The following is a 13,179-nucleotide window of genomic DNA, read 5'->3' as shown; positions in this document are numbered from 1 at the left end:
TTGTTTATAACGGATGTTTCTGCTATAAATCTGCACAGGCTTAATATTTGTGTTCGTGTAAGCCCTTGCGGTTTCATTGTGTATAAATTCTAAGGCTATAAAACTTGTATGAGTTTGTTTATGGAAATACTCAAAATGGTTTCATAAAGTGTTTATAAGCTGAATAAAAAACGATAAATCGCTTTTAAAAAATGGTAACAAAAAACAAGTCTTGATAAATTTTTCTGGGATATTCAGATAAACGATTGAGAAATTATGTTGCAATTGTATGTATTTGAAACGTAATCTGCAAGGAAAAGTTTAAATTGTTTATAAAAATAATTCATGTTGGGATAATTTTATCGTTCTAAAAACTTAAAAATCTTCATATTTGCAGCAGATAAGCCCTTATATGACTAAGCAACAACTCTTCGAGCAGATCCAAAAAAAGCGTTCATTTTTATGTGTTGGATTAGATTCCGCTCTTGATAAAATTCCTCAGCACCTGTTAAAATACGAAAATCCAATTTTAGAATTCAATAGACAGGTTATAGATGCGACGAAAGATTTATGTGTAGCTTATAAACCCAATACAGCATTTTACGAGTGTTACGGCAAAAAAGGATGGGAGACATTGATCGATACCTGGAAATATATTCCCAAAGATATTTTTTCTATTGCAGATGCTAAACGTGGAGATATTGGTAACACTTCTGCCATGTACGCTGAAACATTTTTTAATGAAGCATCATCGGACATGAGTTTCGATTCGGTAACCGTGGCACCATATATGGGTAGCGATTCGGTTACGCCATTTCTTACTTTCAAAAATAAATGGGTAATTCTTTTGGCCCTTACCTCAAATTCTGGTCATGCCGATTTCCAATTACAAGAAATGGGTCAAGAACGTCTCTTCGAAAAGGTTTTAAAAACTTCTCAAACTTGGGCAACCGATGAACAAATGATGTATGTAGTTGGCGCAACCCGTGGTTCGGCATTTGCAGATGTACGTCAGGTAGCTCCAGATCATTTTCTTTTAGTTCCCGGTGTTGGTGCACAAGGCGGCGATTTACAAGAAGTTTGTAAATATGGTTTGAATTCGAAATGTGGATTGTTGATCAATTCTTCCCGCGGAATTATTTATGCAGGCAAAGGAGAAGACTTTGCCGAAAAGGCCAGGGAAGAAGCCCTGAAACTACAGAAAGAAATGGAGCAGATTTTAATTGCCGCTAATTTAGTTTAGCCACAGATTCGCAGATTATTATCAATTATTATTTTTGCCACGGAAACACTAACTACACAGAATAGTATTTCCCTTGAAAATATTTCTTCATTTTCTTTGCGTATAGCTTAGCGTTCTTTGCGGTTAAATTATCCAACAATGAAAACCAAAATAGATTTAAAACTTTTTCTTGCATTAACCGGTGTTGCCCTAATTTGGGGAACAACCTATTTGGGAATTCGAATTGCCGTAGAAAGCATCCCAGCTTGGTATGTAACGGCTATGCGCCAAACCATTGCATCTTTGGTTATTCTTGTTATTTTAATTAAACAGAAAGAATTAAAATGGATTGGTTGGGATAGCTTAAAGAGACAAATCCTATTGTCTATCCTAATGGTGGTCATTGCCAACGGTATGACCACAGTAGCAGAAAAAACTATACCGAGTGGGCTAACCTCTTTAATCAATGCAACATCGCCCTTATTGGTTTTTTTGGGATGTGTGTTTCTCGGGATTCAAAAACCAAGCTTCAAAGGTTTTATTGGGGTTTTTATAGGCTTCTTGGGAATCGTTTTTATCTTTAGAGATGGAATAAGTGATCTGTTAGAGCCAGGTTATAGAAATGGAATTTTATCTTTAGTTATCGCAGTTTCTGGCTGGACGATTGGAACCATTTACTCTAAAAAACATAGCGGAAAACCACAATATATTTTCCTAAATTTATTTTATCAGTTCGTATTCTCGGCAATAATTCAATTTTTTCTCGCCTTAATATTCTCTGGCAAAGCCGATGTTGCTTCATGGAAAACGGAAAGCATTTTTGCAACCTGCTATTTGGCAATCTTTGGTTCGGTACTGGGTTATTTCTGCTACCATTATGCCCTCAAAAAAGTCTCCGCATCAGAAGTTTCGATACTTACCTACTTTAATACCGTTATAGCCATATTCTTAGGCTGGCTAATTTTAAGTGAAGAAGTTAATATAGATTTAGTTGTGGCTACAGTTTTAATTATTGCAGGCGTTTTCATCACAAATTATAAAAAGAAAGCTGAAGCGAAAGTTGTTTAGAATTCTTATATTTAATTAGGACTAATTTATTTAAACATATTTTAATAGTTTGCCTTGTAAGTAATAACTTGAGCTAGATTTATATTTAAAAATGAATATGCTTTTATTGCTTTAAGACAGCCACCTCGCAATGACGACTATTCTTAACACCATACTATTTGTTAATCGAACTCAGGTCGATAATTATTCAAAAGAAGCAAAAAATATATTTTAGCACTTTTAGGAATATTTCATTATCTTCAAGGATGAACTTTCCTGAAGATTTCCTCCACTACGTATGGCAATTTAAGTCGTTTAATTTTGATAATTTGCAAACAGCGGATGGATTGCCAATTAAAATTATTCATCAAGGTTTTTTAAACAAAAATTCAGGTCCTGATTTTAATAATGCCAAAATTCAGATTGGCGAAACCATTTGGGCAGGCAATGTAGAAATTCACATTCAATCATCCGATTGGTTAAAGCACAATCATCAACTGGATGCGAGTTATGAAAATGTGATTCTTCATGTGGTTTATGATCACGATGTGGAGATTAGAAGAATTGATGGTTCTATTCTTCCTGTTTTGGAGCTGAAAAATAGAATTTCAAGCGATCTGACTCGTAAATATGAAACGCTATTTCTAACCCTGACCGATTTTCCCTGTTTTGCTCAAATTAAATCGGTAGATCAATTAATTGTGGATTCTTTTCTGTCTAGAACACTAATAGAGCGATTTGAGCAGAAAACAATTGCCGTTTTTGAAACCCTTGACGAACTTAAAGGGAATTGGGATGAAACCTTTTATCGGTTTATGGCCAAAAATTTTGGCTTTAAGGTTAATGCCCTGCCTTTTGAGCTTTTTGCAAAAGCAGTTCCTCAAAATATATACTCCAAGCATAAGGATAATGCATTGCAAATTGAAGCCCTGGTTTTTGGTTCCTCGGGCTTTTTAAATGATCAATTTAATGATGAATATCCTCAAAAACTGAAACAGGAATTTGAGTTTCTCCAAAAGAAATATAAAATTAAGCCCATAGAGGTTTCTATGTGGAAGTTTATGCGCATGCGGCCGCAAAATTTTCCAACCGTTCGTTTAGCACAATTTGCGGGATTGATTGTGAATTCAAATCATCTTTTCTCTAAAATTATGGAAATCAAAGAGGTTGATTCTCTGAGAAAATTATTCGAAAATTTACCCATCAACGGTTATTGGAAAACTCATTATCATTTCAAAAAAGAAGCATCAGCCGTAACTATCCAAATTGGTAAAACATCTGTTGATAACATTTTGCTGAATACCGTTGCCTTGTTTTTGTTTGCTTATGGAAAGCACACCGCCACCCAGTATTACATCAATAGGGCAATTAAATTGCTGGAAAGTCTTCCTCCTGAACAAAATGCGATAACAAATAAATTTGAAGAAGCGGGAGTGAAGATGGATAATGCATTTGCATCGCAGGGAATTTTACAACTTAAGAAACAGTACTGCGACAAGAAAAAATGTTTATCTTGTGGCATAGGCATTAAAATTTTGAAACAAAGTTAAAAGGTTTTAAATTTTTGCAAACATTCTATCTTATAATGAGTTTTGTTAATATGGAATTTCCACACGAACTAAAAGAACTTTATCCCGATCAAATTGTCGAAGTTAGAGGTAATTCAGACGCCCTGACCGTGATTTTAAAGGCGGATGTAGATATTGATGCGTTTAAAAATGAAATAAAGAAGAAATACTCAGACTTAGACGATCAGCAGATTTTGTTTATTAAACATGAGGGCAAGCAGGATTTTGAGAAATTAATTTTGGAATAGGTGCCTGCCTCAACAGGCAATTTTTTCTGTTACTTTTAACAGATTAATTTTGCTAAATTAGTCCTTGTAATTTAATAACTATTTTTGCTTTCTATAATTTTTATTGCAATTAAGATTTAAAATAAGCTTAAAATGTTTCAAAGAATCATAACCTATTTTGAACAACGAAGTTTTGGCGTTTCTACCTATCTCGCCAATAAACTAAACATGAGTACAGCTAAGGTTAGATTGTTTTTTATCTATTCGTCTTTTTTAGCTGTAGGCTTTCCAATTTTATTTTATGTTCTTGCTGCCGTGGTTTTGGATATCAGGACTTATATGAAAAGAATGCGATCAAGAATTTGGGAGTAACCCTTATGCCCCTAATGGAGGAACTGATTTCCATTCGTTCATATATACCTTATTTTTGTCGTGATTAATTCTTAAGCCATAGACGAAGTTAGGTTTTTAGTTTTCCCATTAGGGAGCTAATCTTCCCTTAAAATCTCTGCAATTTCGTGAAATCCTTTTTCAGAAGCTAAATCTGCCGGAAGTTTTCCGCCCTCCATTCTTAAAGAAACTTCTGCACCATGTTCGAGCAGAAGAATGATCAATTCGATATCACCCAATTGTGCTGCCGTATGTAAAGGTGCCAGACCTGCTTTTTGGCAAACGTTTGGATAGGCACCATTATCTAGAAGCATTTTTGTAATGTTAAAATTATTTGCTGCAACTGCGGAGTGGATTGGAAATACATTAAACCCATTCTTTGAAGCTAAATTAACATCGGCACCCTTTAAAACTAAAAATCTTGCCAAATCTTCATGACCAAAATAACAGGCCAATCCGAGCGGCGTAAAACCATCATCCGAAAAATCGTTAATGCGATCGGGATTTTGAAAGACCAATAAAGTGGCCGCATCAAATTTGCCAACGGCACAGGCTTCAAATAAAGTTAAATCATCAACAAATTCTGCGATTAAATTAGCAATGTCCTGCTTTTTATAATAGCAGGCAAGCAATAATGGCGAAATCCCATGCGAGGTGTCTGTATTTGCCAATTTAAGATTGCCAATTAAAATTTCTTTAACTGCCTCTGCATTACCGTTCTCAATTTGTTCTTCGAGCTGCGCTATAACCATGTTATGAATCTTATTTCAAAAATCGATTTAAATTAACAAAAAATTAATAGAGTGTAAAATTAAGTGATTAAAATATAATAGAACTGAGGTGCAGTTTGCAAGGTCATTGCGTCCAAACCTCTTAGGTTTTAAAAACCTATGAGGTTTATGCATAAAAAAAATCCCGTTTCACCTCTCCAGGTCAAACGGGATAAACCTAAAACAAAATCCGTTTCATTTGAACAAAACGTAACAACTTTTCAGCTGTTAAAATAATAGACTAAAAATTCTGTTTAAGGTTTAATAAGTGGCAATTATTTTTTAATTGAAACAGATTGTAAAACTCTTAACAGATATAACTATATATTTTATATTTGTTCAATATTAAATACTAAGGATAGAAAATGTCGGTAAGGGGTAACCAATTTAAAACCAATACATTCAGAGATAAAGGTGCAGAAAATGCGTCAGGCAAAACAGCGTCTAGCCGCCAGCCTAGAGAAAAAAAAGAATATTTGCCGAATTTTGATTTGCAAGACGGTCGTGCCATAAAAATTATAGGCTTGTTTTTTGTGATTCTTTCATTATACTTTTTAATTGCATTTACATCGTACTTATTTACCTGGCAAGATGATCAGAGTTACGTAATAGACGCGAACGGAGGATGGGGAAATTTATTTAAAACCGCTGACGAACTGAAAGAAGCCGGCGTAACCACACCTGTTGTACAAAACTGGTTGGGCAAATTTGGGGCTTTACTTTCCCATCAATTTATTTATGAGTGGTTTGGAATTGCCTCATTTCTATTTGTACTGGCTTTTTTCATCATCGGTTATCGATTATTGTTTAAGGTTAAAATTCTTTCTATTTCCAAAACTTTAGGTTATAGCTTTTTCTTTTTGCTATTTATTTCCTTAACATTAGGCTTTGCACATAGCTTTTGGGCAGAATCACCACATTATCTGGAAGGCGAATTTGGTTACTGGAGCAATAAATTACTGGCAGCCCAAATTGGCGCAGCAGGTGTTGCAGGTTTAATTGCTTTTGCCGGCTTAACCATTCTAATTATTGCCTATAATATCGATTTCAAATTTCCCGAGCGTAAAGAAAAAGAAGTTTATCTGGATAATGAAACTCCAGATTATGTAAATGAAGTAAGGGCGCAAAATGCAAAAAAACAAGATTTTGATGAACCGATTGCACCTATAGAATTTCCCATTAGAGAAAAGCCCCCATTAAACAACGAGCGAAGACCACAGAATGTGGTTTTACAGCCCAATCGTTATGAGGAAAAAGAAACTGAAGAAGTTGTTCCTCCTGTGGTTTTATCGCCTTTGGCCACCAATTTACCCTTGGCAACCGCAGCATCTACCATGCCATTGGTTGTAGAACCTACAATAGAAGCAGAAAAAGAGCCTGCCTTTACAATTGAAAAAACAGAAGAAGAAAAAAAATCGGAGGATTTGGTTGAGCAGTTTGGCAATTACGATGAAAAATTGGATCTGGCCGGTTATAAATATCCAACAATTGATTTGCTGGAGAATTATGGGACCAATAAAATATCGGTTAATGCTGAAGAATTAGAAGCCAATAAAAATAAAATTGTAGAAACCCTTAATCATTACAATATCGAAATTGATAAGATTAAAGCGACCATTGGCCCCACGGTTACACTTTACGAAATCATTCCTGCGCCAGGTGTACGTATTTCGAAAATAAAAAACTTAGAGGACGATATTGCGCTTAGCTTAGCCGCCTTGGGAATCCGGATAATTGCCCCAATGCCAGGAAAGGGAACTATTGGAATTGAGGTTCCAAACCAGCATCCAGAAATGGTGCCGATGCGAAGCATTTTAAATACCGAAAAGTGGACTCAAAACACCATGGATTTGCCGATTGCTCTAGGTAAAACCATAAGCAACGAGGTTTTTATTGCCGATTTGGCCAAAATGCCCCACTTGTTGGTTGCTGGTGCAACTGGCCAGGGTAAATCGGTAGGTATCAATGCCATTTTAGTATCGCTATTGTTTAAGAAACATCCTGCGCAGTTGAAGTTTGTACTGGTAGATCCTAAAAAAGTAGAGCTGACTTTATTCAACAGAATTGAGCGTCATTTTTTGGCAAAACTTCCGGGAGAAGCAGACGCCATCATTACGGATACCAAGAAAGTAGTTAATACCTTAAATTCTCTTTGCATTGAAATGGATCAGCGTTATGATCTGTTGAAGGATGCGCAGGTTAGAAATTTAAAAGAGTACAACGATAAATTTATCAAGCGAAAGCTCAATCCAAATAATGGTCACCGTTTTTTACCTTTCATTGTACTGGTTGTAGATGAGTTTGCTGATTTAATGATGACGGCGGGTAAAGAAGTTGAAGCACCAATAGCCCGATTGGCACAGCTGGCCAGGGCCATTGGAATTCATTTGGTTCTGGCTACACAGCGTCCATCGGTTAATATTATTACGGGTACCATTAAAGCCAACTTCCCTGCTAGGCTAGCCTTTAGGGTTTTATCAAAAATTGATTCTAGGACTATTTTGGATAGCGGCGGTGCAGATCAACTGATTGGACGAGGAGACATGCTTTTATCTACAGGGAGCGACTTAATCAGGCTACAGTGTGCTTTCGTTGATACACCAGAGGTGGATAGAATTTCAGAATATATTGGTAATCAGCGGGGCTATTCTGATGCTTATCAGCTTCCAGAATATATTGATGAAGCAGGGGAGGGAACCAAAGCCGATTTCGATCCCAATGAACGCGATAAGTTCTTTGAAGATGCGGCAAGACTGATTGTATTGCATCAACAAGGCTCTACATCCCTTATCCAGCGTAAACTTAAACTTGGTTATAACCGAGCAGGGAGAATTATAGATCAATTGGAAGCGGCTGGCATTGTTGGTCCGTTTGAAGGAAGTAAAGCCAGAGAAGTTTTATATCCCGATGAATATTCTTTGGAACAGTTCTTGAACAGTATGAATGACAAAGACTAGATTAAACCAATATGAAATAATCTACTCTAACGTTTAAAAAGAAAATTTAAAAAAGACAAGATGAAGAAATTAATTTCAGCATTAATGGTTGTAGTTGCTTTTACAACATCAACCTATGCTCAAACTGATGCGAAGGCTAAAGCCATTTTAGCTGATGTGAGTAAAAAATACAAATCGTACAATATTGTTAAAACTGATTTTACTTTCACTTTGGATAATCCCAAAGCTAAGGTAAAAGAAACGCAGCAAGGTACTTTATATGTTAAGGCAAATTCTAATAAGTACAAAGTAGCCATGACCAACCAAGAGTTGTTTAGCGATGGAAAAAGCCAATGGACCTACCTAAAAAAGGATAAAGAAGTACAAGTTAGCAATGTAGATAATAGTGGCGATGCAATTAACCCCGCTAAAATATTTACAGTTTACGAAAAAGGCTTTAAATATGTTTACACAGGTGAAGAGAAAGCTGGAAGCAAAACCTATCAAATGATTGATTTGACTCCGGTGGATGCAAAAAAATCGATCTTTAAAGTTCGCTTAAGTATTGATAAGGCTGCCAAGCAAATTGCCAATGTTGTCTTGTTTGATAAAAACGGAAACAAATACACTTACAATGTGAAAACTTTTTCACCAAATGTAAATGTTCCGGAAACTACATTTGCTTTTGATGCCAAGAAATACCCTGGTGTTGAAGTGGTCGATTTAAGATAATTTTCTTTCCGATTTGCGGATAAGATTTTGAAAGGTTCAGTTGGAAACAGCTGAACCTTTTTTATTTATAAATTTTAGACCAATCAATTTTTGTCATTCTGAACGCAGTGAAGAATCTTTGGCATAGTTTCATTCCCCAAAAATTACGCATTGATTTTCGTGTTATTAGAATATAAAAGCATATTACATTGCTTAGAGGTTCTTCACTACGTTTAGAATGACAGCCCTATTTAATGGTGACAAAAAAATCAGCCAAGTCTTTATGAATGCTCCTCAGATTTCTCTAAGTTTGTTCCAATGTCGTTACCGCTAACAAACCATACCTTAGAAAAATTAGAAGCTTTGCTTTTAGCGATGGGGTTTAAGGTTCGCTACGAAAAGGGAAACTTTAAAACGGGCTCTTGCCTGCTCGAGCATAACAAAGTTATTGTAGTAAACAAATTCTCAAACTTAGAAGGTAAAATTGTAGCTTTAGTTACCTTAGTTAAGCAAACCAAAGCAGATGAAAATCTGTTAGATGAAAAGCAAAGACAATTTTTTCAATCTTTACAGCAAACCGAATTATTTTAATGATGCCACAAATCTTTAATTACAGCTACAGAAAGGACAATTTTAAAAGATGAGGGTTACTTTTTTAGGAACAGGAACTTCTCAAGGCGTTCCGGTTATTGCTTGTAATTGCGAAGTTTGTAGATCTACGAATAAAAAGGATAAACGTTTAAGAACTTCCATCCTAATTGAAACGAATGATAAAACCATTGTTGTAGATAGTGGTCCAGATTTTAGATATCAGCTTTTACGTGAGGAAGTTAAAGATTTAGATGCCGTATTGTTTACGCATGAGCATAAAGATCATATTGCGGGTTTGGACGATATTCGTCCATTTAATTACCTCTTGCACAAAGTGATTGATGTTTATGCCACAGAACGCGTTCAAACAGCTTTAAAACGTGAGTTCTATTATATTTTTGCGGAGACTAAATATCATGGCCTGCCCCAAATCAATCTGCATACGGTAAGCAATGGAACGGAATTTAAAATAGGGGAAAGTACCATTATGCCTATTGAAATTATGCATCATCTTCTACCGATTACTGGATATAGAATTGGCGATTTTACTTATATCACTGATGCTAAAACCGTACCTGATGATACTTTTAATAAAATAAAGGGAACCAAAGTGTTGGTTATAAATGCCTTGCAAAGAGAGGCTCATATTTCTCATTTTACCCTTAGCGAAGCTATAGATTTTGCAAACAAGGTTGGTGCTGAAGTTACTTACCTTACACATATCAGTCACAATCTGGGTTTGCACGATATTGTAGAAAGCGAACTTCCCAATCATGTCAAACTTGCGTATGACGGTTTAAAATTAGAAATCTAGCAAAGTGAAAATCGCTATTCCCAAAATCTAAATTTAAATTATATTTGCAACACAAACTCAGGTGGCGAAATTGGTAGACGCACCAGCTTGAGGGGCTGGCGCCTGTATGGGTGTGGGAGTTCGAATCTCCTCTTGAGTACTTAACGAAGATTTCGTTAATTTTTTAGAGGCCTGCTCGTAAATGAGGAGGCCTTTTTCGTTGACATTCAGTAAGTTATGTTCGAACGTTGGATTGATGTAAGGTGTTCTAAATACCCCATTACTGTAGGCCAACGAATCTTTGAACACCGCTCTAACAATTGAGTGCTTCTGAAAAATATTCCCTTTCTCATATATCCCTAATAGGTTTCTCAAATTCGGTAGGGCCTTTTGGATTATTTCCTGAGTTGACATTTTAGATGAAGATTTAGGTTTAAGTGAATTTTCTAAAACGGCTTTTTCCTCGTTTAACTTTTTGAACCAAGTTTTGTATGTAGAACTTTCAATTTCATTATTCATAAATTTTTCCTCCAGGCCACTGATTTTCGTATTTACTTTTTTTTTCCTTTATTTTCTATGTTGATATTGTTTTCTGTAAGGGTAAGGTCGGTTTCAAGATTGGCTTTATGGCTGTTCCTAACGGAAAAATTATAGTCCACCAACCGGTCGTTGATATTATTAAGAACGCTGCTTTTAAACGTTTCTTTAAATTTCCTATATTCGTTTTGATGTTTATGCCTTTCGCCGTCCTTTGCATTACTGGTGTACATCGCCTTTACATATTCCCTTGTCGCATATTCATTATTGATCTGTGAGTTATCAATCAGAATATGTTTCAAAAACTTCCTGTAGCCGGTATAACTATCGCCTGAGAATGTTTTAAAGCTTATGGTATAGTATTCAAAAGGAAAGTTTGATTCTTCCTGCTCCAGGATTTCTTTTATTTCTTTACCTAAATCATCATTAGGTTCGCAGCATAGCCTTAATCCGTCACAAATTATATTTTCAGAATTGTGCTTGCCATTAACATCTGGATTATGTTGTTCATTTAAGTACAGTTCAATAAATACTATTGGTAAATTCTCGTATTTTTTACTGGATAGCAGGAATTGTTCGACAACATCTATGTTGAAAATGCTTTCAATGCCTAGTGTTTCAATTTTGCTTCGGCTCCCACTTAGAACAATATCAATTGCCGATAAAAGTGAACTCTTCCCAGCCTCGTTATCACCAATTAATAAATTAAGTTCTTCATCGAACTCAACCATAAAAGTTTCAAACCTTTTAAAGTTATGTAACTTAATTTTCTTAATGGATTTCATTTGCTTTAAGGGTGTTCGGTTTACGTTAAAGAATTTGGTAATGCAAGTTATGAAATTTAAATGCACCTTTAAGAATATCAAGATCAGGGGCATAATGAATATGCCGGCACTATAAGATTACGACCAAGAAGAAATAATGAAGGACGCAAAGTATCTACTGTACATCGACATATTAGGCTTTTCAGAGCTTGTAAGAAGCGATACCAAAAAAATAAAAAAACTATTTACAGTCATTGATAGTTTAAACGCCCACGATCACAATGATTTTAAGACACTGGTGTTTTCAGATACAATATTAATTTTCAACAATGCTACCCCTGTTACCGAACATGATCATGAATATTTTGTCATGTTCGCCTGTGAGTTTATACAGGATCTAATGTTCAAGACCATTGATCTGGACATCCAATTCCGTGCAATTCTAACTTATGACCAATTCTATTATCATAACCTAAAGAACATGGAAGCTTATTATGGTACGGCATTGGTTAATTGTTATTACAAGGAAAAGGAAATTAATGCATTGGGGTTATTCATAGATAAGCGGATAAATAAATACAATAAGATCTTCCGTACTACAGAATTTGATAATGATTTAAACTTCGTCTACTTGCTTCAAACCATAGAGTTCTTGCATATGTTTGGTGAGTTTGATCCACCCATAGACGAAGGATATGTTTCAGCAGGCTATGATTTTTTTGGCCTGCAGGATGATGTTAAAACGCTAAAAAATATTTATTCAAATATCACCCTGCAGAAAGATTCAAAAATCAGAGGGAAGTATCTAGAAACCTATTATCAATATCAAAAGCGGTATAAATGGCTTATGGCACTATTTGAGAATAGTAATTTTGACCATACAGTAGTGTCACCTAATGCAGATTGGACCCATTTAAAAAGAGGACATATTTAATAGTGTACCACCTGTATAGGCTTTAAAGCCTGTATGTCCAAACAACTGTTATTGCTAGCTCAGTATGCGTGTCAATGTCGTAAGATCTTATACAATACACATATGCTTTTTCGATCTCTAGGTAAAAACCGTAACAAATACGTAACGGAGCAAAATTTTGCGGTTTAAAAAATACTTCGTAAATTGCTTTTTTAAGTCAGAAAAGCACATTTTGCCTCATAATAAGACGATTAGGCTAGAAGACTCATAATCTTTAGGTTCAAACCAAAATTTGTTTTCGTGCTGTTTAAGAGTTAAAATTAATTATTAACAAGAGTAAAACATGAATGAAGGGTAGGCATACCCGATTAATCACTAAGTTTTTACATATTTTAGCCCAAAGCGATCTCTATGTGCAATAAACTGCCACCATTCCCAAAATCTAAGTGGATTTAAAACAAATGTACGATACAAAGTTCTGTTTGGGTTCTTTGGGTTTTCCTTTTTAAATCTTTCAAAACGGATTTTTCCAACTTCGTAATCAAGTCCCGCTTTTGGCTCCTCTTTAAATTTGAAACTTCCATCTTTGTTCTGATAGGTATATTGGGGATTTCAGCAATAGTATCCACTCGGTTTTATTCCAAAGTGTGCAGCCGACTTTTTGCCTCTGGGGTTTGATTCAAGTAGCTTAAAGGAGGTCAAATATAATCTTCTCTCCCCAATTTTACAGT

At 35.4% G+C, this 13,179-nt stretch carries 12 protein-coding genes and 1 tRNA gene; 11 read left to right on the top strand and 2 right to left on the bottom strand.

Annotation, left to right across the window (positions count from 1 at the left end):
- Positions 1–391: 391 nt before the first annotated feature.
- The 5 genes from pyrF (at position 392) to DF947_RS11190 (ending at position 4,415) form a co-directional block, all read left to right on the top strand.
- The gene (gene pyrF / locus DF947_RS11210; protein WP_109929813.1) at positions 392–1,222 is read left to right on the top strand and encodes an orotidine-5'-phosphate decarboxylase; all 831 of its coding nucleotides are present in this window, start codon (positions 392–394) and stop codon (positions 1,220–1,222) included.
- A gap of 138 nt (positions 1,223–1,360) precedes the next feature.
- Entirely contained in the window at positions 1,361–2,269 is a 909-nt protein-coding gene (locus DF947_RS11205) for a DMT family transporter (RefSeq protein ID WP_109929811.1), read from the top strand.
- Positions 2,270–2,514: 245 nt separating this feature from the next.
- Positions 2,515–3,798, top strand: a complete 1,284-nt coding sequence (locus DF947_RS11200) for a DUF2851 family protein (RefSeq protein ID WP_109929809.1) — start codon at positions 2,515–2,517, stop codon at positions 3,796–3,798.
- 35 nt (positions 3,799–3,833) lie between these two features.
- Complete coding sequence (locus DF947_RS11195; RefSeq protein ID WP_109929807.1) at positions 3,834–4,064, top strand: hypothetical protein; 231 nt, start codon at positions 3,834–3,836, stop codon at positions 4,062–4,064.
- 132 nt (positions 4,065–4,196) lie between these two features.
- Complete coding sequence (locus DF947_RS11190) at positions 4,197–4,415, top strand: PspC domain-containing protein (protein ID WP_109929805.1); 219 nt, start codon at positions 4,197–4,199, stop codon at positions 4,413–4,415.
- 116 nt (positions 4,416–4,531) lie between these two features.
- Here the strand turns inward: DF947_RS11190 and DF947_RS11185 are convergent, their stop codons facing one another.
- On the bottom strand, positions 4,532–5,185 hold the full coding sequence (locus DF947_RS11185; RefSeq protein ID WP_109929804.1) for an ankyrin repeat domain-containing protein: 654 nt from the start codon (positions 5,183–5,185) through the stop codon (positions 4,532–4,534).
- A gap of 383 nt (positions 5,186–5,568) precedes the next feature.
- Here DF947_RS11185 and DF947_RS11180 point away from each other — a divergent pair, with 383 nt between their 5' ends.
- The 5 genes from DF947_RS11180 to DF947_RS11160 all read left to right on the top strand — a co-directional run bounded on the left by DF947_RS11180 (position 5,569) and on the right by DF947_RS11160 (position 10,394).
- Positions 5,569–8,160 (top strand): FtsK/SpoIIIE family DNA translocase, encoded by a 2,592-nt coding sequence (locus tag DF947_RS11180; RefSeq protein ID WP_109929802.1) that lies wholly within the window; start codon positions 5,569–5,571, stop codon positions 8,158–8,160.
- Between the two features lie 60 nt (positions 8,161–8,220).
- Positions 8,221–8,871, top strand: coding sequence for a LolA family protein (locus DF947_RS11175; RefSeq protein ID WP_109929801.1), 651 nt, complete (start codon positions 8,221–8,223; stop codon positions 8,869–8,871).
- A 297-nt stretch (positions 8,872–9,168) separates the two neighbouring features.
- Complete coding sequence (locus DF947_RS11170; protein WP_109929799.1) at positions 9,169–9,441, top strand: hypothetical protein; 273 nt, start codon at positions 9,169–9,171, stop codon at positions 9,439–9,441.
- Between the two features lie 49 nt (positions 9,442–9,490).
- Positions 9,491–10,255: an MBL fold metallo-hydrolase gene (locus tag DF947_RS11165; protein ID WP_109929798.1), complete on the top strand. Its 765-nt coding sequence runs from the start codon at positions 9,491–9,493 to the stop codon at positions 10,253–10,255.
- A gap of 55 nt (positions 10,256–10,310) precedes the next feature.
- Positions 10,311–10,394: transfer RNA gene (locus tag DF947_RS11160), tRNA-Leu, on the top strand.
- A 391-nt stretch (positions 10,395–10,785) separates the two neighbouring features.
- Here the strand turns inward: DF947_RS11160 and DF947_RS11155 are convergent.
- Positions 10,786–11,556, bottom strand: a complete 771-nt coding sequence (locus DF947_RS11155; protein WP_109929797.1) for an AAA family ATPase — start codon at positions 11,554–11,556, stop codon at positions 10,786–10,788.
- 136 nt (positions 11,557–11,692) lie between these two features.
- Between DF947_RS11155 and DF947_RS11150 the strand changes: the two genes are divergently transcribed.
- Positions 11,693–12,469 (top strand): hypothetical protein, encoded by a 777-nt coding sequence (locus DF947_RS11150; protein ID WP_109929796.1) that lies wholly within the window; start codon positions 11,693–11,695, stop codon positions 12,467–12,469.
- The last annotated feature ends 710 nt before the right edge of the window (positions 12,470–13,179 follow it).

This window comes from Pedobacter paludis (assembly GCF_003173575.1).
In the GTDB taxonomy this organism is placed as follows: domain Bacteria; phylum Bacteroidota; class Bacteroidia; order Sphingobacteriales; family Sphingobacteriaceae; genus Pedobacter; species Pedobacter paludis.
This window is presented reverse-complemented; position numbering and strand designations above follow the sequence as displayed.

Bases quoted from the DNA above. Each gene is read 5' to 3' on its own strand.
- pyrF (WP_109929813.1), top strand. From the start codon at position 392: ATGACTAAGCAACAACTCTTCGAGCAGATCCAAAAAAAGCGTTCATTT.
- DF947_RS11205 (WP_109929811.1), top strand. From the start codon at position 1,361: ATGAAAACCAAAATAGATTTAAAACTTTTTCTTGCATTAACCGGTGTT.
- DF947_RS11200 (WP_109929809.1), top strand. From the start codon at position 2,515: ATGAACTTTCCTGAAGATTTCCTCCACTACGTATGGCAATTTAAGTCG.
- DF947_RS11195 (WP_109929807.1), top strand. From the start codon at position 3,834: ATGAGTTTTGTTAATATGGAATTTCCACACGAACTAAAAGAACTTTAT.
- DF947_RS11190 (WP_109929805.1), top strand. From the start codon at position 4,197: ATGTTTCAAAGAATCATAACCTATTTTGAACAACGAAGTTTTGGCGTT.
- DF947_RS11185 (WP_109929804.1), bottom strand. From the start codon at position 5,185: ATGGTTATAGCGCAGCTCGAAGAACAAATTGAGAACGGTAATGCAGAG.
- DF947_RS11180 (WP_109929802.1), top strand. From the start codon at position 5,569: ATGTCGGTAAGGGGTAACCAATTTAAAACCAATACATTCAGAGATAAA.
- DF947_RS11175 (WP_109929801.1), top strand. From the start codon at position 8,221: ATGAAGAAATTAATTTCAGCATTAATGGTTGTAGTTGCTTTTACAACA.
- DF947_RS11170 (WP_109929799.1), top strand. From the start codon at position 9,169: ATGTCGTTACCGCTAACAAACCATACCTTAGAAAAATTAGAAGCTTTG.
- DF947_RS11165 (WP_109929798.1), top strand. From the start codon at position 9,491: ATGAGGGTTACTTTTTTAGGAACAGGAACTTCTCAAGGCGTTCCGGTT.
- DF947_RS11155 (WP_109929797.1), bottom strand. From the start codon at position 11,556: ATGAAATCCATTAAGAAAATTAAGTTACATAACTTTAAAAGGTTTGAA.
- DF947_RS11150 (WP_109929796.1), top strand. From the start codon at position 11,693: ATGAAGGACGCAAAGTATCTACTGTACATCGACATATTAGGCTTTTCA.